The following is a 19494-nucleotide window of genomic DNA, read 5'->3' on the forward strand; positions in this document are numbered from 1 at the left end:
GGGCGCAAGGGATCCACGGGACGTGCCCCCTTGGCAGACGGCGTGCGAGAAGGTAATCGACGGCCCTTCGCGGAGGACGGAACCGATTTCTCTTCGTACGCCACTGGCGCTTCTGCTCGTCTCACTGGGTGCGATCGCTGCCGTGTGGTGGTGGCTTGCCACGCCGATCACGCTCGCGCGCGCCCCGATCGATCCCGCCGACAAGGTTCAATGCGTCTCCTACGCGCCGTTCCGCGGCGAGCAGTCGCCGCTGGACGCATGGACCCATATCGATGCCGACCAGATCGAACAGGACCTGCGCCAGCTCAAGGAGATCACCGACTGCGTCCGCACCTATTCGCTGGAGAACGGGCTCGACCAGGTGCCGGCGATCGCCGCCAAGGTCGGCGGGATGAAGGTGCTGCAGGGCATCTGGCTCTCGAGCAACCGCACCAAGAACTACGAGCAGGCCGGGCTCGCCATTCGCCTCATCAAGCAATTCCCTGACGTCATCACCTCCGTCATCGTCGGCAACGAGGTGCTGCTGCGCGGTGAGATGACGACGGCGGACCTCGTCGCTCTCATCCGCCTGGTGAAGACCCAGGTCGGCGTGCCCGTGACCTATGCCGATGTGTGGGAATATTGGCTGAAGAACCGCGAGGTGTATGACGCCGTCGACTTCGTCACGATTCATATCCTGCCCTATTGGGAGGATTTCCCGATCAGGGCGAAGTTCGCTGCCGCCCATGTCGAACAGATCCGCGAGCGCATGGCGGTGGCGTTTCCCGGCAAGGAGATCCTGATCGGCGAAACCGGCTGGCCGAGCGCGGGCCGCATGCGCGACGGCGCACTGCCCTCGCGCACCAATCAGGCGCGCGTCGTCTCGGAAATCCTCGGCCTTGCGAAGGCGCAGAAGTTCCGCGTCAATCTCATCGAGTCCTACGACCAGCCCTGGAAGCGCAGGCTGGAAGGCACCGTCGGCGGCTATTGGGGCCTCTACGACTCGGTGCGCAGGAGCCTGAAATATCCGCCGGGACAGCCGATCAGCAATTTCCCGTACTGGAAATGGTACATGGGCGCCGGCATGGGGCTTTCCGTGCTGGTGTTCGCTGTCGCGCTGATCACGCTGCGCCGCCGGCCGTGGACACCGCGTTTCCCGGCCTGGCTCGGCGTCGGCATCTCGGCGACGACCGCCGGAATCCTGCTCGGGATCGGCGCCGACAAGATGTACTACGAGAGCTACGGGATCGGCGGCTGGCTGCTCTGGGGCGCGTTGCTGCTGGCCGGCATCCTGTCGCCGATCTTCTGCGCGCAGGCGATGGTGATCGGCCGCAGCCTACCGACCTTCCTCGACCTGCTCGGCCCGCGCGAGGGCCGGAAATGGTCGAAGCTCACGGCGGTGCTCGGCCTGACGCTGGCGGTGACCGCGGTGATCGCTTCCGCGACCGCGCTCGGCTTCGTGTTCGATCCGCGCTACAAGGATTTTCCTTACGCCGCGCTGACGATGGCTGTGGTGCCGTTTGCGCTTCTGATGCTGAACCGGCCGCAGATCGGCCAGCGTCCGATCGCCGAAGCGGTGTTCGCGGGGGTGCTGGCGCTGTCCGCCGTGTACGTGCTGTTCAACGAAGGTCGCGACAATTGGCAGTCGCTGTGGACCTGCGCGATCTATCTGTTGTTCGCGCTCACGCTGTGGCGGGCGCGGGCCGAGCAAAGCCAAGAATAAGCAGGCCGATCGCAAGGCCCGACAGCACGACATTGTAGAGCACGATGCCGAGGCCGGCGGCGATGAGGCCGACGGTCAGCAGCACGATCGACGGCCGCATCAGGTTCAGCGTCGCAACCACCAGCGCCACGATGCCGAACACCGAATTCTTGAACAGCACGGTCGAGACCGAGCGCGACTTGCAGACCAGGGTCTGAAGCCCGGCGTCGCAGGCGAGCGCGACCTGCGAAAACTCGATCGCGAGATAGCGCACGTAGAGCGCGCAGCCGACGGTGACGAATCCGACCACGAGCAGGAACTGCACCTGGTAGGGCGTGAGGCGGAAGGGCTTCTTTGTCATGGCCGCAATATGGTCGGGAAGGCGCGGCCAGGCAACAGGGCAGGCGAGGTTTCTGTTGATCTGCCCGGGCACTCTCCAGGAACACGCGAGCCTCCCGCTGGTTCTCAACATTGTGTTGCCAACACCGCCTAGGAGTGAGGCATGGACAAGCCGACGCAGGAGCAGCTGAGCGAGCTCAAGAGGCTGAGCAACGAGGCGCGGGTCGAGGATTGGTCGGACATCGTCCAGTCCAAGGACGAGGCGGAGATGCGCATCCGCGACCTGAAGGAGAAGGCGCGCATGGAATAGGTCATCGCCTGCGCCAAGGGGCGATCAGCAGGCGATCAATTGCGACCTTGCGTGTTCCGGCTCTGCTCCGCCAGCCGGCGCTCGTATTTTTCAGCCAAGGCGAGCAGTCGCTTCCTGATGTGGGGATCGGCCCGCTCGGCCAGTTCGCGGATCAACGCGAGTTGCTCCCGCAGAAAGTTCGCGTCCGTCATCTCCGCTCCGAATCAAGTCCGGTACGGAGTGTGCCGTGTCAGGGTGGTCTCGTTCGTATCATTTGGTACTTGGGCGGAGGCATGAAGCCGCTCACCGGCCATGTGCGACTACCAGACTTACTTCAACCCCAGGCGACGTTCGAGCCAGCTGAGCGCGAACAGCACGAATAACGTGACTGCGATGGCGGCGCCCACCAGCAGCCAGGCGCCCAGCGCGCAGGCGATGCCAAGACCGGCAGCGATCCAGACAGTCGCCGCGGTAGTGAGGCCATGAACCGTCTTGGCCTTGACGTCGTGCAGGATGACGCCCGCACCGATGAAGCCGACGCCGCTCAGCACGCCGGTAACAATGCCTTGGACCACCCTCGAGACTGCATCCGGGTGGTCGCGCAAATTCTGAAACTCGATCACGGAAATCGAGATCAGCGCAGAGCCCAAGGCCACCAGCGCCAGGGTGCGCATGCCCACCGGCTTGTCGTTCATGTCGCGGTCGATGCCGATCACGAGGCCCGTAGCCGCCGCGACGAGTAGCCTCAGCACATCATCCAGTTCGTTCATCAAGACCCGCGTTTCTGGAGGGGCGACGCTTCGCGCACGTCGGACATGGACCTGCGAACTTGCTGCCAAGCGCGGCCGAGGTCCAAGCGTCCGTTGGTCGCATGCTGGCTGCGTGCGCGCCGGGACCGAGGCGTCATGGCCGCCTGAAGAACGACGACAGCGTCGATCCCGCGGACGACGCTGCCGCCTCCGGTTTCGCCGGCGCTGGCGCCGGCTGCGCGGCGGGAGCGGGGGCGGGCTCCTCGCGCTTGGTGCGTTTTGAGGAGTAGCTGCGGCGGCGTTGCGGCTTTTCGGGCTTCGCGCTCGTCACAGGCGCCGTTTCGGCTGCAGGGCCAGCGTCCTGGCTCGTCTCCGAACCCTTGTCCGGGACTCTGTCCTGAGTCTTCTCTTGCATCTTGTCTTGTACCTTGTCCGGACCGCCACGCATCGACAGGCGCTGGCCATCGAACACGGTGGTCTCGCAGTGACGATTGCTCTCGGCGAGGCTCGCGCAGAATTTTGCGGCGGCGGCGGCATTGACCAGGGGGCCGGCGCCCAGGCGGAGCTGCATGCCGAGGCCGGTGTTGCCTTCCTTGATCATGATGATCGGCCGCAGCGCTGCGATCTCCGGGTTGGACTTGGTCACGCCGCGCCAGAGCGCGCGCAGGCCGTCAACCGAGTTGGCGCCGCCGAGATCGATTGCAAAGCGCGTCTGCTGAACGGCTATGGCAGGGGATTCGCTCTCGGCTGGCTCCGGCGGCTTGTTTGCTGCCGCCACGATTTCGGCTGCGGCGGGCGCCGGCTCGGCCCTCTTCTCTGCGGCCTTCTCAACCGCTTCGGGTTGAATCAGCTTCGACGCGGCCGGATCCGGCGGCGCCATCAGCGACTTGGCGGGCACCAGCGGAATGGTCGGCAGCGCCGAAGTCATGGCCGGATTCTGTTGCACGAGCGAGGCGGCGGCCGCGGTCTGCGGCGGCGGGCTCGGCGGCTCCTTCAACGTTTCCTTCTGAGCATCCTTTGGCGAATCCTTCTGAGCATCCTTGGCGGCTTCGCTGCGCGGCTTCTCGCTCGTCGCCGTCGGCGTCGAAGCGACCGGCGCGACATTGGGAGCCGCGGGTGCTGCGTCCTGCGGCTTCGCGCCCGGCGGCGGCGCGGCCGCTTGCTTCGCTATGGCGCCGGTGACGGAATCGAGCCCTTGCTCCAGCACGGTGACGCGCGAATACAGCCGGTCGCGGTCGCTGTTCAGCGTCTCGATCGCGGCGGCGAGCCGGCGCGCTTCGTTCTGGCTCTCCTTGGTCAGCAGCTGCAGCCGGTCGGCCTGGCGCACGAGATCGGCGGACGCAACCTGGTCGCGCCGCCAGCCGAGCTGGGCCTGGTTGGCCATCACGGCAATGACGACGGCGCCGACGGCCGCCACGCCCCACGAGCCCAGCCGCCACATCATGCGCCGGTCGAAGGCGCTTTCCTCGGCCAAAAGTCCGGAGAACAGCCCGCCGGTCTCCTTGATGGAGAAAGCGTCCGCCAGTGGGTCGGAATCCCTTGCCATGAATGTTAAGCGCCCAGCCCCGTCCGGCTTCCCCGAATCAATCAGGGAACATTAACAGGAAAAGCGCGCCGCACTTGAATTCCGGGCGTTTGCGGGGGTAGCAAGGCGATAGCTTCCGAGGGCGTTGCCGCCCGTCCGCGCCAATTTGATTCGGCCATAGCTGTCAGGATTTCGATGACCGCCCGTTCCAGCCTCACGATCGTGCTCGCCGCCGGCGAAGGCACGCGCATGCGATCGAGCCTGCCGAAGGTGCTGCATCCGGTCGCGCACCGGAGTCTGCTCGCGCATGTGCTCGCCGCCGCACCCAAGGGAACCGGCACCTCGCTCGCGGTTGTGATCGGTCCCGATCATCAGGCGGTCGCCGACGAAGCCAAGCGCATCCGTCCCGACGCGCTGACCTTCGTGCAGGCCGAGCGGCTCGGCACCGCGCATGCGGTACTGGCGGCGCGCGAGGCGATCGCGCGCGGCGCCGATGATCTCCTCATCGCGTTCGGCGACACGCCGCTGATCTCGGCCGAGACCTTTGCGCGGCTGCGCGCGCCGCTCGCCCGCGGCGCAGCCATTGCCGCGCTCGGCTTTCGCGCCGCCGACCCGACCGGCTACGGCCGCTTCATCGTCGAGGGCGACCGCCTGGTTGCGATCCGCGAGCAGGCCGATGCCAGCGCGGACGAGCGCAAGATCGATCTGTGCAATGCCGGCGTGATGGCGATCGACGGTCGCCGTGCGCTCGACATTCTCGGGCAGATCGGCGATGCCAATTCCAAGGGCGAATATTATCTGACGGATGCGGTCGAAATCGTCCGCAGGCAGGGATGGGAGTCGGTGGTGATCGAAACCAGCGAAGACGAGGTGCGCGGCATCAACACCAAGGCGCAGCTCGCCGAGGCCGAAGCCGTAATGCAGGCGCGTTTGCGCAAGGCGGCGATGGAGGCCGGCGTCACGCTGATCGCGCCGGAGACGGTGTATCTGTCCACTGACACCGTGTTCGGCAAGGACGTGACGATCGAGCCGTTCGTGGTGATCGGCCCCGGCGTGTCGATCGCGGACGGCGCGGTGATCCACTCGTTCTCGCATATCGTCGAGACCACGCTCGGCAGGAAGGTCTCGATCGGACCCTATGCGCGGCTGCGGCCCGGCACCTCGCTCGGCGACGGCGCGCGCATCGGCAATTTCGTGGAGACCAAGGCGGCGACGCTGGAGGCCGGCGTCAAGGTCAACCATCTCTCCTATATCGGCGATGCCACCGTCGGCGCCAATTCCAACATCGGCGCCGGCACCATCACCTGCAACTACGATGGCTTCAAGAAGCACAAGACGGTGATCGGAAAGGGCGCCTTCGTCGGCACCAACTCCTCGCTGGTCGCCCCGGTAACGATCGGCAACGGCGCCTATATCGGCTCGGGCTCGGTGATCACGAAGGACGTCCCCGACGACGCGATGGCGCTGGAGCGCAGCCCGCAGACCATCCGGGAAGGCGGCGCGGCGCGCTATCGCGAGATGAAGACCGGCGGCAAGAAGCCGGAGACGTGAGCGGCGCTATTCTTCGTCGGCGAATTCGGAGAAGATCGCGCGGGTCAGGCGCCAGCCGCGCGGCTTGGCGCGCTTCACCGGCTCGCCTTCGGGATGCTTGATGAAGAGGGGCTTGTTCTCTTTGCCGCGCAGCGGCGGCGGCCAATGCGCAAGGTGCGTGCCCGTGGTCTCGCTGGCGCGCAGATACATCGACGACAGACCCTTGCGGTCGGATGAGCCTTTCATGGCCTGGTTCTCCTGACCGGATTCGTTGGCCAAATGTATTGACAATCGGTTAACGTGCGCGGTTTAAGCCGGCCAATTCGACGCAGACGACGCAGCGGTCGCGGGCCCGTGCTGTCTCAATCAGCAATAATTATTGAGTATCTGGTTCCCTGCGATTTTCGCTAAAAACCGGGCGCGTCGTTTAGGCGATTTTTCGACGATTTGGGGGATAGTGATCCGCATGTGCGGGATTGTCGGCATTCTCGGGCGCGAGCCGGTTGCAGAGCAATTGGTGGATTCGCTCAAACGTCTCGAATATCGCGGCTACGATTCCGCGGGCGTGGCCACGCTCGAAGGCAAGCACCTAGAGCGCCGCCGCGCCGAGGGCAAGCTGAAGAATCTGGAGAAGCGGCTGGAGGCCGAGCCGCTCAAGGGCACCACCGGGATCGGTCACACGCGCTGGGCCACCCACGGCAAGCCGACCGTCAACAACGCCCACCCGCACGCGACCGAGCGCGTCGCCGTGGTCCACAACGGCATCATCGAGAATTTCCGCGAGCTGCGCGAGGAGCTCGAAAAGAAGGGCACGGTGTTCCACACCGAGACCGACACCGAGATCGTGCTGCATCTCGTCGACGATTTGCTCACGCGCGGCAATAAGCCCGTGGAAGCGGTGAAGCTGACGCTGGCGCGCCTGCGCGGCGCCTTCGCGCTCGGCTTCATCTTCGCTGGCGACAACGACCTCATGATCGGCGCCCGCAACGGCCCGCCGCTGGCGATCGGCTACGGCGACGGCGAGATGTATCTCGGCTCGGACGCCATCGCGCTCGGCCCGTTCACCGACACGATCAGCTATCTCGAGGACGGCGACTGGGTGGTGCTGACCCGCAAGAGCGCCGCAATCTTCGACAAGGACGGCCATGCCGTCCAGCGCGACAAGATCAGGCACGCCGCCTCGACCTCGCTGGTCGACAAGGCCAATTACCGTCACTTCATGGCCAAGGAGATCCACGAGCAACCGGAGGTGGTCGGCCACACGCTGGCGCGCTACGTCGACATGGCAACCGAGCGCGTCGCGCTGCCGGTCGCGCTGCCGTTCGATTTCAAGAGCATCCAGCGCATCAACATCACCGCTTGCGGCACAGCGAGCTATGCCGGGTTCGTCGCCAAATACTGGTTCGAGCGCTTTGCGCGCCTGCCGGTCGAGGTCGACGTCGCCTCCGAATTCCGCTACCGCGAGGCCCCCTTGCGCAAGGGCGACCTCGCCATCTTCATCTCGCAGTCGGGCGAGACCGCCGACACGCTGGCGGCGCTGCGCTATGCCAAGGCCGAGGGCGTGCACACGATCGCGGTCGTCAACGTGCCGACCTCGACGATCGCGCGCGAGAGCGAGACGGTGCTGCAGACGCTGGCGGGACCCGAGATCGGCGTCGCCTCGACCAAGGCGTTCACCTGTCAGCTCATGGTGCTGGCAAACCTTGCGATCGCGGCCGGCAAGGCGCGCGGCGAATTGTCGGACGAGGACGAGACCAAGCTGGTCCACGGGCTCGTCGAGGTTCCGCGCCTGATGGCCGATGCGCTCACGAGCGAGCTCCAGATCGAGAAGCTAGCGCACCGGATCGCCAAGTCGCGCGACGTGCTGTATCTTGGCCGCGGCACCAGCTTCCCGCTGGCGCTCGAAGGTGCGCTCAAGCTGAAGGAGATCTCCTACATCCACGCCGAGGGCTATGCCGCCGGCGAGCTCAAGCACGGCCCCATCGCGCTGATCGACGAGACCATGCCGGTCGTCGTCATCGCACCCCACGACCGCGTGTTCGAGAAGACCGTCTCCAACATGCAGGAGGTCGCCGCGCGCGGCGGCAACATCATCCTCATGACCGATGCCAAGGGCGCGGCGGAGGCGACGGTCGAGTCCCTCATCACCATCGTCATGCCCGATATGGCAGCAGCCTTCACGCCGATGGTCTATGCCGTCCCGGTGCAGCTGCTCGCCTATCACACGGCCGTCGTGATGGGGACCGACGTCGACCAGCCGCGCAACCTCGCAAAATCGGTGACCGTGGAATAGGCAATCTGGATATCGATCGGCCGCTCTCTTCCAAAACCTGCTAGAAGACCCTAGCTTGTGGTAGCGACCGACCTGGAACCCGAATGACCCCCCGCGACGACGCGCCTGCGCCTCTTGATCCCGTTCCGGAACCGCATACCGGCCTGATGGGCCGTTTCCGCAATTATTTCCTGACCGGCCTCGTGGTGACGGGGCCGATTGCGATCACCCTCTATCTGGTCTGGTGGTTCGTTACCTGGGTCGACGGCGTGGTGCGGCCGTTCGTGCCGCTGGCCTACCGGCCGGAAACCTATCTTCCCTACGTCATTCCCGGCTGGGGACTGATTGTCGCATTCTTCACGCTGACGCTGGTCGGCTTCCTCGCGGCCAATCTGATCGGCCGCACGCTGGTCGACGTCGGCGAGACCTTTCTCGGCCGGATCCCGGCGGTGCGCGCGATCTATCGCGGCCTGAAGCAGGTGTTCGAGACGCTGTTCTCGGGCAAGGGCTCGAGCTTCCGGAAAGTGGGCCTTGTCGAGTTTCCTTCGCCGGGCATGTGGTCGATCGTGCTGATCTCGCAGTCGCCGAACGAGGACATCTCGCGCAGCCTGCCGGGGCAGGAGGAGCACGTGTCGGTGTTCCTTCCGTGCTCGCCGAACCCGACAACCGGCTTTTTCTTCTATGTCCCCAAGAGCAAGATCATCGAGGTCGATCTCACCGCCGAGGACGCCGCGACGCTGATCATGTCGGCCGGCGTGGTGCAGCCGGGCTCGTCGCCCGATCCGAAGAAGGCGGCCGCGCTTGCGGGCATGGCGAATGCTGCGCGGATCGCCAATGCCTCCACGCTCCGGCCCGAGCCTGCGAAGGCGGAGTAGGGCCATTCCGTTGCGGGATGGTCGCGTTCACGCGGGCGCATTCGTCCTCTGCTAGTCTCAGGTCGACCGAACCTGCCGCTCGGAATTCGACCTGGAGTGCACGATGTCCAAAACCATTGCGATCCTCGCCCCCGGTGCGATGGGCAGCGCCGTGGCCCGCCGCCTCAGCGAGAACGGTGCGCGCGTGCTGACGTCGCTGCACGGGCGGAGCGAGGCGACGCTGAAACGTGCGGCGGACGCCGGCATGGTCGGCGCCGAGGACGACGCGATCGCGGACGCCGACATTATCCTCTCGATCGTGCCGCCGGGCGAGGCCGTCGCGCTGGCCGAACGGCTGGCCGCGCTGATCGTCAGGCGCGAGAAGAAGCCGGTCGTGGTCGACTGCAACGCCGTCAATGTCGATACCGTGCAAAGAATTGAGGAGATCATCGGGTCGGCGCAGGCGCCGTTCGTCGATGCCGGCATCATCGGCTTTCCGCCGCAGCCGGGCGGCAAGAGCCCGGCCTTCTACATGTCTGGCGAATACGCCAGGGACGTCGCCTTGCTCAGGGATCTCGGCCTCGATGTGCGGATCGTCGAGGGCCCGGTCGGCGCGGCATCCGCTCTGAAAATGTCCTATGCCGGCATCGTCAAGGGCCTCGCCGGCATCGGCTCGGCGATGGTGATCGCGGCCACCAAGGCGGGCGCGGCCGATGCACTGCGCGACGAGCTCGCGCTGAGCCAGCCCGCCATCTTGGCGCGGCTCGAAGTCGCGCTGCCCGACATGATCCCGAAGGCCTATCGTTGGGTCGCCGAGATGCGGGAGATTTCAGGATTCCTCGGGCCCGATCATCCGGCCAGCCAGATCTACGAGGGCTTTGCGCGGTGGTTCGAGCATCTGGCGGAGGATGCGAAGGGGGAGGCTGTGGATGCCGCGTTGATGAAGACCTTCGCGGCGAGCATCGCGCGGAAGAAGGCCTGATCGCGCGCATTCTCGCTCTCTCAACACGTCATTGCGAGCGCAGCGAAGCAATCCAGGCTGCCTCCGCGGAAAGATTCTGGATTGCTTCGCTGCGCTCGCAATGACGTGGAGGTTCCGGTGCCTTTGCGTCTGTCACGAACCTTGCGGCACTGCCTCAAAGTCAGCCCGCTCCGATCAGCGGAATCGCCTCGTCGCGCTCATAGAGATACAGCAGGCACCGCAGCGCTTCGCCGCGTTCGCCCTTTAATTTCGGATCGTCCTTCAGGATCCGCAGCGCTTCGTCTCTGGCCTGGGCGATCAGCTGGCCGTGCACCTCCGGACGCGCGATGCGGTAGCCGGGCAGGCCGCTCTGGCGCACGCCCAACACGTCGCCTTCGCCGCGCAGCTTCAAATCTTCCTCGGCGATGCGGAAGCCGTCGGTGGTCTCGCGGATCACCTTCAGCCGGGCCTTCGACATCTCGCCGAGCGGCTCGCCATAGAGCAGGATGCAGGTCGAGGCCTCCGAGCCGCGTCCGATGCGGCCGCGCAGCTGGTGCAGTTGGGCAAGGCCGAAACGCTCGGCGTTCTCGATCACCATGATGGTGGCGGCCGGAACGTCGACGCCGACCTCGACCACGGTGGTCGCGACCAGCAGGCCGATGTCGTGCGCGGCGAACTGGGCCATGACGCGGTCCTTCTCGGTGCCCTTCATCTGGCCGTGGACGAGGCCGACGCGATCGCCGAAGCGCTTTTGCAGGGTCTCGAAACGCTTGGTGGCGTTGGTGAGATGCTCGGTGCCCTCAGCCTCGGACTCCTCGACCAGCGGGCAGATCCAGTAGACCAGCTTGCCGGCTTCGAGCGCACGGCCGACGCCTTCCATGACCTCGCTGATGCGGCTCATCGGCACGGCCCGGGTATCGATCGGCTGGCGGCCGGCCGGCTTTTCGCGCAGCTCGGAAATGTCCATGTCGCCAAAATAGGTCAGCACCAGCGTGCGCGGGATCGGCGTTGCGCTCAGCACCAGCACGTCGACAGCCTCGCCTTTGGACGTCAGCGCGAGGCGCTCGCGCACGCCGAAACGGTGCTGCTCGTCGACGATGGCGAGCGCGAGATCCCTGAAGACGACATCGTCCTGGATCAGCGCATGGGTGCCGACGAGCAGGTCGATCTCGCCGTCGGCGAGCTCGGTGATGATCTCGCGCCGCTCCTTGCCCTTCTCGCGGCCGGTGAGGATGGCGACACGCAATCCCGCGCGCTCGGCGAGCGGAGCGATGGTCTTGATGTGCTGGCGCGCCAGGATCTCGGTCGGGGCCATCAACGCGGCCTGCTTGCCGACCTCGGCGACCGCGGCGGCCGCGAGCAGCGCCACCACGGTCTTGCCGGAGCCGACGTCACCTTGCAGCAGGCGCAGCATGCGCAGCGGCTGCTTGAGGTCTTCGGCAATCGCCGCCGCAGCGTTGCGCTGTGACGGTGTGAGCGCGTAAGGAAGGGCACCGATGATCTTGTTGCGCAGATGCCCGTCGCCGGCATTGCGCACGCCCGCAGGACGGCGCAGCTGCGCGCGGATCAGGGCGAGCGCGAGCTGGCCGGCCAAGAGCTCGTCGAAGGCGAGGCGCGACCAGAACGGCCGGTCGGGCAAGATGTCGGTCAGCTCGACCGGCTGGTGCACGCGATTGAGCGCCTCCGCGATCGGCGGGAAGTCACATCGGCGCAGCACCTCCGGGCTGATCCATTCCGGCAGCGCGGGAAGCTTTTGCAGCGCCTGCGCGATCGCGCGGCGGAGCGAGCCGAGCGCGAGCCCTTCCGTCAGCGGATAGACCGGGTCGATCCCTGACAGCTTCGAGATCGCCTCCTCGTCGAGCACGCGATCGGGATGCACGATCTGCGGGATGCCGTCGTACATTTGCAGCGTGCCGGAGACGAAGCGCTTCTCGCCGACCGGCAAGAGCTTCTCGACAAAGCCCGGCTTGGCGCGGAAGAAGGTCAGCACCACGTCGCCGGTATCGTCGCTGGCGTAGACCAGATACGGCGCGCGCGAATTGCGCGGCGGCGGCGGGCGGTGACGATCGACGGTGACCTCCAGCGTCACCATGGTTCCAACGGCCGCGTCGCGGATCTTCGGCCGGGCCCGGCGGTCGATCACCTGGCTCGGCAGATGCAAGAGCAGATCGACCAGCCGCGGCGTCTCGCTGCGGCTGAGCAGGTACTGCAACAGCTTGTCCTGCTTCGGACCGACGCCGGACAGGCTGGTCACGGGAGCAAACAGCGGATTGAGCAGGCTGGGGCGCATTCGGGGAATCTAAGATCGTTCCTCGCCGTCATGCCCGGCTTTATGCCGGGCATCCACGGCTTTTTTTCCGCGCGACGTGGATGGCCGGGACATAGGCGAGCGGAAGCGACGCCGTCCTTCAGACGGCTATGCCCGGCCATGACGGATTGGAGGGACGACCTCCCGCAACAAAGGGCTGACACCGGGGGTCCGAGTGGCTATATCACCCCCGCCCGGCACGTCCGGGCTTTCTGCGTTTGACTGGATTTGAGACATGACGGGAACGACACGATCGAGCAGCGGGCTGGATGACCGCCGCAAGCGGCTTCTGTTCCGCTGCTGGCACCGCGGCACGCGCGAGATGGACCTGATCCTCGGCCGCTTCGCGGATGCCGAGATCGGCAATCTGTCCGATGACGAGCTGAGCCAGCTCGAGACCTTGCTCGAGGTCAACGATCCCGATCTCTATGCCGCCATCACCGGCGACAAGGTGCTGCCGGCCGACGTCGCCGGCGCGCTGTTTGCCCGCATCAAGGCGTTTCCGATCGCGGACGGCAACGCATGAAGCAGGGAATGAAATCTCCGGCCGAGCTGCTCGCGCCCGGCCGCGCGCTGACGCTCGCCAATGTCGCGGAAGGTGCCGAAGGCCTCGTCGTCTCCGATCTCGCGCGCGCCATCGCGGCGCGGCCGAAAAAGCCGGCGGTCAGCCTTGCGGTCGTCTGCCGCGACGGCGGGCGCATGCAGTCGCTCGAACGCGCACTTAGGTTCTTCGCGCCCGATCTGCCGGTGCTGACCTTCCCGGCCTGGGACTGCCAACCCTATGACCGCGTCTCGCCGCATGGCGGCGTTCTCGCCCAGCGCCTGACCACTCTGGCGCGGCTGGCCTCGCTCACCGGCAGCGACAAGCCGCTGATCGTGCTGACCACGGTGAACGCGGTGGTGCAGCGCGTGCCCGCGCGCGAGCTGGTCGCGGCGCAGGCGCTGTCGGTCGCGCCGGGCAACGTCGTGCCGATGGACACCGTTGTCGCCTGGCTCGAGCACAACGGCTACAACCGTTCCTCCACCGTGCGCGAGCCCGGCGAATATGCCGTGCGCGGCGGCATTTTGGATCTGTTTCCGGCCGGCCTCGAGCAGCCGGTGCGGTTCGACTTCTTTGGGGACAGCCTGGAATCCATCCGCTCCTTCGACGCGGAGACCCAGCGCACGCTGCTCGACATGCGCTCGCTCGACCTCGTGCCGGTCTCCGAGTTTCAGCTCGTCACCGACACCATCCGCCGTTTCCGCATGGGCTATGTCGCCGAGTTCGGCGCGCCCGAGCGCGACGATGCGCTGTACGAGGCGGTCAGCGAAGGCCGCCGCCATCCCGGCATGGAGCACTGGCTGCCGCTGTTCCAGGACCGGATGGACACGCTGTTCGATTATCTGCAAGGCGCGGCAATCGCGATCGAGCCGCAGGCCGAGGACGCCGTGCGCGAGCGCTTCAAGCAGATCCTCGACTATTACGAGGCCCGGCGCGAGGCGATGGAGCATCCCGGCGGCGGCGCGATCTACAAGCCGCTGCCGCCCGACCGGCTGTATCTGACCGAGGAGGAATGGAGCAAGCGCCTCGGCGCGATCCCGCTGGCGCGGCTGACGCCGTTCTCGGTGCCGACCGACGGCATTGGCATAGTCGATGCGGGTGCGCGCAAGGGCCGCGACTTCGCGCCGGAGCGCAACGACAGCAATGTCAACGTGTTCGAGTCGGTCGTCAGCCACGTCATGGCGTTGCAGGCGCAGCGCAAGAAGGTCGTGATCGCGCTGTGGACGGAGGGCTCGCGCGACCGCATGACGTCGATGCTGCGCGACCACAAGCTCGCCCACGCTACCAGCGTCAACTCATGGCGGACGGTGCAGGCGACGCCGCGCAACGAGACCATGCTCGCCGTGCTCGGCCTCGAAAGCGGCTTCGAGACCGACGAGATCGCCGTCATCAGCGAGCAGGATATCCTCGGCGACCGCCTGGTGCGGCCGCGCAAGGCCAGTCGCAAGCTCGACAATTTCATCTCGGAGGTGACGAGCCTCACCGCCGGCGACATCGTCGTCCACGTCGATCACGGCATCGGCCGGTTCATCGGCCTGCAGACGCTGGACGTCGCCGGCGCGCCGCATGACTGCCTCGAGCTGCATTATGCCGCCGAGACCAAGCTGTTCCTGCCGGTCGAGAACATCGAGCTCTTATCGCGCTACGGCTCTGATCAAACCACGGTCGAGCTCGACCGCCTCGGTGGCTCGGGCTGGCAGACCCGAAAAGCAAAACTGAAGAACCGCATCCGCGAGATCGCGGGCGAGCTGATCAAGATCGCGGCCGAACGCATGCTGCACGAAGCGCCGAAGCTGCCGGTGCAGCAGGGCGTCTACGACGAGTTCTGCGCACGCTTCCCCTATGACGAGACCGAGGACCAGCTGGGCGCGATCGAGTCCACGCTGAAGGATCTCGAAAAGGGCCGCCCGATGGATCGCCTGATCTGCGGCGACGTCGGCTTCGGCAAGACCGAGGTGGCGCTGCGCGCCGCCTTCGCCGTGGCGCTCGACGGCAAGCAGGTGGCGGTCGTGGTGCCGACCACGCTGCTGGCGCGCCAGCATTACCGGACCTTCAGCGAGCGCTTCAAAGGCTTCCCGGTCAATGTCGCGCAGGCCTCGCGCCTGATCCCGACCAAGCAGCTCAACGAGGTCAAGAAGGGTATCGCCGACGGCTCGGTCGACATCGTCGTCGGCACCCACGCGTTGCTCGGCAAGGCGATCAAATTCCGCGACCTTGGCCTGCTCATCGTCGACGAGGAGCAGCATTTCGGCGTCAGCCACAAGGAGCGGCTGAAGGCGCTGCGCGCCGAGGTGCACGTGCTGACGCTGTCGGCTACCCCGATCCCGCGCACGCTGCAATTGGCACTGACCGGCGTGCGCGAGCTCTCGATCATCGCATCGCCCCCGGTCGACCGTCTCGCGGTGCGAACCTTCGTCGCCCCGCACGATCCCCTGATGATCCGCGAAGCGCTCCTGCGCGAGCGCTATCGTGGCGGCCAGGCGTTCTACGTGGTGCCGCGCATCGACGATCTCGCCGAGGTCAAGGACTTCCTCGACAAGAACGTGCCGGAGATGAAGGTCGCGGTCGCGCACGGGCAGATGCCGCCCGCGGCGATCGAGGACATCATGACTGCGTTCTACGACGGCAAGTTCGACATTCTGTTGTCGACCACGATCGTCGAGTCCGGCCTCGACATCCCCAACGCCAACACTTTGATCGTGCATCGCGCCGACATGTTCGGCCTTGCCCAGCTCTACCAGCTGCGCGGCCGCGTCGGCCGCTCCAAGCTGCGGGCCTATGCGCTGTTCACGCTGCCGGCGCAGCAGAAGATCACCGCGCAGGCCGAGCGCCGGCTCACCGTGCTGCAGTCGCTGGAGACGCTGGGCGCCGGCTTCCAGCTCGCCTCCCACGACCTCGACATCCGCGGCGCCGGCAATTTGCTCGGCGAGGAGCAGTCCGGCCACATCAAGGAGGTCGGCTTCGAGCTCTATCAGTCGATGCTGGAGGAGGCGATCGTCAATCTCAAGGCCGGCGTCTCCGAGCCCGCCGCCGACCGCTGGTCGCCGCAGATCACCATCGGCATGCCCGTGCTGATTCCGGAGGACTATGTCAGCGACCTCTCGGTGCGGCTGTCGCTGTACCGGCGCCTTGCCGATCTCGACACCGAGGAGGAGATCGAGAATTTCGGCGCCGAGATGCGCGACCGCTTCGGCGTGCTGCCGGACGAGGTGCGCTATCTGTTCAAGGTCGCCGCGATCAAGGCGTTCTGCCGGCGGGCCAATGTCGAGAAGATCGACGCCGGTCCGAAGGGTGCCGTCATCGTCTTCCGCGACAATTCCTTCGCCCATCCCGAGCGCCTCGTGAGCTTCATCCGCAGCTACGGCCAGGCCGCCAAGGTGCGCCCCGACATGAAGGTTGTGTTCCTGCAGGACTGGGAAACGCCGGAGGAGCGGCTCGCGGGCACGACGGAGATCATGCGGCAGCTGGCGCAGCTCGCCGAGAGCAAGAAGGCGGCGTAGAGGCACCGGCCTCACCGCGTCACGCGAGGAGCCCTTGCGACGAAGCAATCCAGAGTCTTTCCGCGGAGGGATTCTGGATTGCTTCGCTGCGCTCGCAATGACGGTGGTTATTGCGACAGCCCGCGAGAAAGCTAAGACGCCGCCCTTGACGCGTCCGCCGACAGCCGGGCCAGCAGCGACCTTGCCGTGTCCGACGGCGACAGCGAGTCCACGCTGACCACGGGATCGCTGCGCATCTCGTGCTTGCCATTGGAGGTGTGCCGCATCACCGCCGACAGGCGGCGCGCGATCATATGCGCGGTGCGGAAGTCGGTCTCGGCGAACACGACGATGACCGAGCCGTCCTTCTGCGCGGCGCCAAAATCCATCTGCCGCATCAGGCGGCTGAGGATGCGGGCGGCGTCGAGCTGGGCGCGGGGATTGTTGGGATCGAAGGCGAAGCGCGCGACCGACAGGCCGCCGCCGCGGGCGAGCGTCTGCTCGACCGCCTTGGCGAAATCGCGGGCGAAGGCTTCCACCGTGAGCAGGCCGCTGCGCGGATCGAGCCAGCCGCCGGCATCGATCGAGCGCAGCGTGCGGCTCAGCTGCGCTTCCATGGCGTGCTGGCGGATCAAGGGCAGTGCGTTGGAGGCGATCCTCGGCGGCTCGCCGGTGATCAGCTCGAGATTGGGCAGGTCGTAGCTCTGGGTGAGCTGGTGGGCGGTGACGACCACGGGCAGGCTGCGGAAGCGGGTGTCCTCGGCGAGCACGGTCAGAAACGCATCGGTCACGCGCGCGGTAAAACCTTCGGCGAGCACGACGCCGTCGAGATCGCGGGTGTTGAGGTGTTTCGCGGCAGCCTCGATCGAGAGCGCACCGACCACGCCGACGCGTTCGCCGAACGCGACGGAGAGCGCAGGGTAAGCCGCGCCGCGGCCGATCAGGAGCACGGTGGCATCGCGTGCGGGATCGCCCTGCGGCAGCGCGATTTTCACTTCGGGCAGCCGGCGCAGAACCGTTGCGTGCAATGTGCGCACGCGCAGCGCCGCCCGCAGCCGCGCGATCAGCCGGTCGGGATTGCCGCCGCGCGAGGAGAAGGGCAGGGCGTTGTGCGGCAGCATGCCCGCCGCATCCAGGGCCACGAAGGGCAGGTAAGGCGATTGAGCGGCGATCTTCTGAGCAAGCCGCGTCACATGCGGCTCGTGCCCGGCATGGACCGCAGCGAGAACCGCGGCCGGCTGCACCTCTTCGACCGCGCGCGGCGCGCTGGTCCAGTCGGTGTCGACGACGGGAAAGAGCCGGGCCTCGTCCAGCGCCGCCACGAAGGCGGGGCGTTCGGCATCGGACACAAACAGGATCGGGCCCGCCTGGGACATGTAAAAACTCTGATCGCGCAACAATTTGCCGCCGCAATCTAGTTTGGCCGCCTTAATGCTGCGTCAACGCAGGCGCTGAAACCGCGCCTAGACCGGCCCGGAGCGGTCGCGAAAAGCCTCGACCATCAGGGGGTTAAGCCCGAGCTCGCTGAGCGCCTCACGGGCGCGGGCATTGTCCTGGGCGCGCCCGGCGAGCCGGTGGCCGGAGAGGCGGTCGGGCAGCGCCGTGAGCAGCGCGCCCTGGCCGAGCCGGCGCGCCCATTCCTGCAAATCGTTGGAGAGGAAGCGATAGCCGCCGACCGCCATGATGCCGGAGGGCGGCGCTGTGATGCAGATCGCGCCGCTCGGGCGATCGAGCCGCGCGGCATAGCCGGTGTCGACATAGTCGCGCGGCGGCTGCGCCGTCAGCGTCTCGCCGACCGGCTGCGGCGGGGCGTAGGCCGCGATCGGCACCATCGCGCCGCGCAGGCCAAGCGTGCCCTTCGGCGTCAGCAGGATCTCGCCGGCGATGGAGGAGCCGGACTGCTCGCGCGGAGCGCCGTGCGGCCCCGGCATCACCGGCACCGGCATGCCGTCCTCGCCGCGGCGGGCGCCGAACAATCCGGCCTCGCCGAACAGGTAGACGTCGGTCAGCGGCGCATGCGGCGCAATCCAGGCATCGCTCGCCGCGACCTGCTCGGGCGCGCGCCACAGGCCGATGACGTTGCGCAAAGTCGGCATCCGCGCCGCGAGGTCGGCATCGCCGAGCCGCAGCGCGAGCTGCGCCGGCGCGATCAGCACCTCGCATTCGTGCTCGTTGATCTGCTGCTCCAGCACATCGTTCTCGAACGGATGATGCAGCGCCATCGTGCCGCCCGAGAGCAGCCACACCGCGAGCGAGGAGGCGAGCCCTGCGAACGACATCGGCGTGAACGCCGCCATCACGGTCGCGCCCTGCTTGATGTCGGCTTCGAGCGACATCGCAAGGCCGCCCGCGATCAGGCTGAAATGCGGCCGCGGCACCGGACGGAAGCCCTCCGCCGTGACGTCGAAGGAGATCATGGCCGCCTTGCGGCCGTCCTGGATCACGGCGCGCGTGGTGCCGGGCGGGCGTGCCAGGACGTCGTCGAGCGAAGCCATGCCTTCGGGCAGGTCGCTTCCGAAGCCGTAGACGTGCCGGATCGAGAACGCCTCGGCCGCGGCGTGCATGGCGAGATCAGCATAGCTGACGCCGTCGACCGTGCTCATGGTAACGATGGCGCGCGCGGCGGTGCGGTTGAGCGCTGCGGTCAGTTCCGCATGGCGCCAGAGCAGCGGCAGCACGGCGACAACGAGGCCGGCGCGATGGGCCGCGAGCACGGTCAGCACGAACTCGACAGTATTCGGCAGCTGGATCGCGATGACGGAATTGGCGGGCAGGCCGGATTCGACGAAATGCGCCGACAGCACCTCGATGGCGATATCGGCCTCGGTATAGGTCATCCGCCGCGGCTGGTGCCCGGTGATGCGTGCCTTGTTGAGCGGATCGAGCAGGGCGGTCGCGTGCGGCTGCCGCATCAGCGTGCGCTGAAACAATGTGTCGAGCGTCGGCGATATTGCTGGCTGGTTCAC

Annotated in this window: 16 protein-coding genes; 8 read left to right on the forward strand and 8 right to left on the reverse strand. The window is 66.7% G+C overall.

Features of this window, described 5'->3' with window-relative positions:
- The first annotated feature begins 142 nt into the window (after positions 1 to 142).
- Positions 143 to 1702 carry a glycoside hydrolase family 17 protein gene (locus ACTEK7_RS02540; RefSeq protein ID WP_225139965.1) on the forward strand — a complete coding sequence of 520 codons (1560 nt, stop codon included), beginning with the start codon at positions 143 to 145 and terminating at the stop codon, positions 1700 to 1702.
- Here ACTEK7_RS02540 and ACTEK7_RS02545 read toward each other — a convergent pair.
- Positions 1662 to 2042, reverse strand: coding sequence for a hypothetical protein (locus ACTEK7_RS02545; protein ID WP_036012544.1), 381 nt, complete (start codon positions 2040 to 2042; stop codon positions 1662 to 1664). The two genes, ACTEK7_RS02540 and ACTEK7_RS02545, sit on opposite strands and share 41 nt — an antisense overlap.
- Before the next feature lie 141 nt (positions 2043 to 2183).
- Between ACTEK7_RS02545 and ACTEK7_RS02550 the strand changes: the two genes are divergently transcribed.
- Complete coding sequence (locus ACTEK7_RS02550) at positions 2184 to 2330, forward strand: hypothetical protein (RefSeq protein ID WP_225147077.1); 147 nt, start codon at positions 2184 to 2186, stop codon at positions 2328 to 2330.
- A gap of 35 nt (positions 2331 to 2365) precedes the next feature.
- Here the strand turns inward: ACTEK7_RS02550 and ACTEK7_RS02555 are convergent, their stop codons facing one another.
- The 3 genes from ACTEK7_RS02555 to ACTEK7_RS02565 form a co-directional block, all read right to left on the reverse strand.
- Positions 2366 to 2521, reverse strand: coding sequence for a hypothetical protein (locus ACTEK7_RS02555; protein ID WP_162131179.1), 156 nt, complete (start codon positions 2519 to 2521; stop codon positions 2366 to 2368).
- 117 nt (positions 2522 to 2638) lie between these two features.
- Positions 2639 to 3079, reverse strand: coding sequence for an MgtC/SapB family protein (locus ACTEK7_RS02560; protein WP_036012541.1), 441 nt, complete (start codon positions 3077 to 3079; stop codon positions 2639 to 2641).
- Positions 3080 to 3212: 133 nt separating this feature from the next.
- Positions 3213 to 4604, reverse strand: a complete 1392-nt coding sequence (locus ACTEK7_RS02565) for a hypothetical protein (protein WP_225147076.1) — start codon at positions 4602 to 4604, stop codon at positions 3213 to 3215.
- 174 nt (positions 4605 to 4778) lie between these two features.
- Here ACTEK7_RS02565 and glmU point away from each other — a divergent pair, with 174 nt between their 5' ends.
- Positions 4779 to 6134 (forward strand): bifunctional UDP-N-acetylglucosamine diphosphorylase/glucosamine-1-phosphate N-acetyltransferase GlmU, encoded by a 1356-nt coding sequence (gene glmU, locus ACTEK7_RS02570; protein WP_225147075.1) that lies wholly within the window; start codon positions 4779 to 4781, stop codon positions 6132 to 6134.
- A 6-nt stretch (positions 6135 to 6140) separates the two neighbouring features.
- Here glmU and ACTEK7_RS02575 read toward each other — a convergent pair whose 3' ends face one another.
- Entirely contained in the window at positions 6141 to 6359 is a 219-nt protein-coding gene (locus tag ACTEK7_RS02575; RefSeq protein ID WP_036012532.1) for a hypothetical protein, read from the reverse strand.
- A gap of 220 nt (positions 6360 to 6579) precedes the next feature.
- On the opposite strand from ACTEK7_RS02575, the gene glmS reads away from it, so the two are divergent.
- The 3 genes from glmS to ACTEK7_RS02590 all read left to right on the forward strand — a co-directional run bounded on the left by glmS (position 6580) and on the right by ACTEK7_RS02590 (position 10221).
- Positions 6580 to 8406, forward strand: coding sequence for a glutamine--fructose-6-phosphate transaminase (isomerizing) (glmS, locus tag ACTEK7_RS02580; RefSeq protein ID WP_225133653.1), 1827 nt, complete (start codon positions 6580 to 6582; stop codon positions 8404 to 8406).
- A gap of 83 nt (positions 8407 to 8489) precedes the next feature.
- Positions 8490 to 9260, forward strand: a complete 771-nt coding sequence (locus tag ACTEK7_RS02585) for a DUF502 domain-containing protein (RefSeq protein ID WP_036012517.1) — start codon at positions 8490 to 8492, stop codon at positions 9258 to 9260.
- 103 nt (positions 9261 to 9363) lie between these two features.
- Entirely contained in the window at positions 9364 to 10221 is an 858-nt protein-coding gene (locus ACTEK7_RS02590; protein WP_225147074.1) for an NAD(P)-dependent oxidoreductase, read from the forward strand.
- A 160-nt stretch (positions 10222 to 10381) separates the two neighbouring features.
- On the opposite strand, the gene recG is transcribed toward ACTEK7_RS02590, so the two are convergent.
- Positions 10382 to 12490, reverse strand: a complete 2109-nt coding sequence (recG, locus tag ACTEK7_RS02595) for an ATP-dependent DNA helicase RecG (RefSeq protein WP_225147073.1) — start codon at positions 12488 to 12490, stop codon at positions 10382 to 10384.
- A 253-nt stretch (positions 12491 to 12743) separates the two neighbouring features.
- On the opposite strand from recG, the gene ACTEK7_RS02600 reads away from it, so the two are divergent.
- Together ACTEK7_RS02600 and mfd are read left to right on the forward strand one after the other, a co-directional pair.
- A complete protein-coding gene (locus ACTEK7_RS02600; RefSeq protein ID WP_036012510.1) occupies positions 12744 to 13034 on the forward strand; it encodes an FAD assembly factor SdhE in 291 nt (96 codons plus the stop codon).
- Positions 13031 to 16549, forward strand: a complete 3519-nt coding sequence (gene mfd / locus ACTEK7_RS02605; RefSeq protein WP_225147072.1) for a transcription-repair coupling factor — start codon at positions 13031 to 13033, stop codon at positions 16547 to 16549. Before ACTEK7_RS02600 ends, mfd begins: the two co-directional genes overlap by 4 nt.
- 131 nt (positions 16550 to 16680) lie before the next feature.
- On the opposite strand, the gene ACTEK7_RS02610 is transcribed toward mfd, so the two are convergent.
- Together ACTEK7_RS02610 and ACTEK7_RS02615 are read right to left on the reverse strand one after the other, a co-directional pair.
- Positions 16681 to 17904, reverse strand: coding sequence for a GGDEF domain-containing protein (locus tag ACTEK7_RS02610; protein WP_225147071.1), 1224 nt, complete (start codon positions 17902 to 17904; stop codon positions 16681 to 16683).
- Positions 17905 to 17991: 87 nt separating this feature from the next.
- Positions 17992 to 19494: an AMP-binding protein gene (locus ACTEK7_RS02615; RefSeq protein ID WP_225147070.1), complete on the reverse strand. Its 1503-nt coding sequence runs from the start codon at positions 19492 to 19494 to the stop codon at positions 17992 to 17994.

This window comes from Bradyrhizobium sp. JHI2711 (genome assembly GCF_056156565.1).

Bases quoted from the DNA above. Each gene is read 5' to 3' on its own strand.
- ACTEK7_RS02545 (WP_036012544.1), bottom strand. From the start codon at position 2,042: ATGACAAAGAAGCCCTTCCGCCTCACGCCCTACCAGGTGCAGTTCCTG.
- ACTEK7_RS02550 (WP_225147077.1), top strand. From the start codon at position 2,184: ATGGACAAGCCGACGCAGGAGCAGCTGAGCGAGCTCAAGAGGCTGAGC.
- ACTEK7_RS02555 (WP_162131179.1), bottom strand. From the start codon at position 2,521: ATGACGGACGCGAACTTTCTGCGGGAGCAACTCGCGTTGATCCGCGAA.
- ACTEK7_RS02560 (WP_036012541.1), bottom strand. From the start codon at position 3,079: ATGAACGAACTGGATGATGTGCTGAGGCTACTCGTCGCGGCGGCTACG.
- ACTEK7_RS02565 (WP_225147076.1), bottom strand. From the start codon at position 4,604: ATGGCAAGGGATTCCGACCCACTGGCGGACGCTTTCTCCATCAAGGAG.
- glmU (WP_225147075.1), top strand. From the start codon at position 4,779: ATGACCGCCCGTTCCAGCCTCACGATCGTGCTCGCCGCCGGCGAAGGC.
- ACTEK7_RS02575 (WP_036012532.1), bottom strand. From the start codon at position 6,359: ATGAAAGGCTCATCCGACCGCAAGGGTCTGTCGTCGATGTATCTGCGC.
- glmS (WP_225133653.1), top strand. From the start codon at position 6,580: ATGTGCGGGATTGTCGGCATTCTCGGGCGCGAGCCGGTTGCAGAGCAA.
- ACTEK7_RS02585 (WP_036012517.1), top strand. From the start codon at position 8,490: ATGACCCCCCGCGACGACGCGCCTGCGCCTCTTGATCCCGTTCCGGAA.
- ACTEK7_RS02590 (WP_225147074.1), top strand. From the start codon at position 9,364: ATGTCCAAAACCATTGCGATCCTCGCCCCCGGTGCGATGGGCAGCGCC.
- recG (WP_225147073.1), bottom strand. From the start codon at position 12,490: ATGCGCCCCAGCCTGCTCAATCCGCTGTTTGCTCCCGTGACCAGCCTG.
- ACTEK7_RS02600 (WP_036012510.1), top strand. From the start codon at position 12,744: ATGACGGGAACGACACGATCGAGCAGCGGGCTGGATGACCGCCGCAAG.
- mfd (WP_225147072.1), top strand. From the start codon at position 13,031: ATGAAGCAGGGAATGAAATCTCCGGCCGAGCTGCTCGCGCCCGGCCGC.
- ACTEK7_RS02610 (WP_225147071.1), bottom strand. From the start codon at position 17,904: ATGTCCCAGGCGGGCCCGATCCTGTTTGTGTCCGATGCCGAACGCCCC.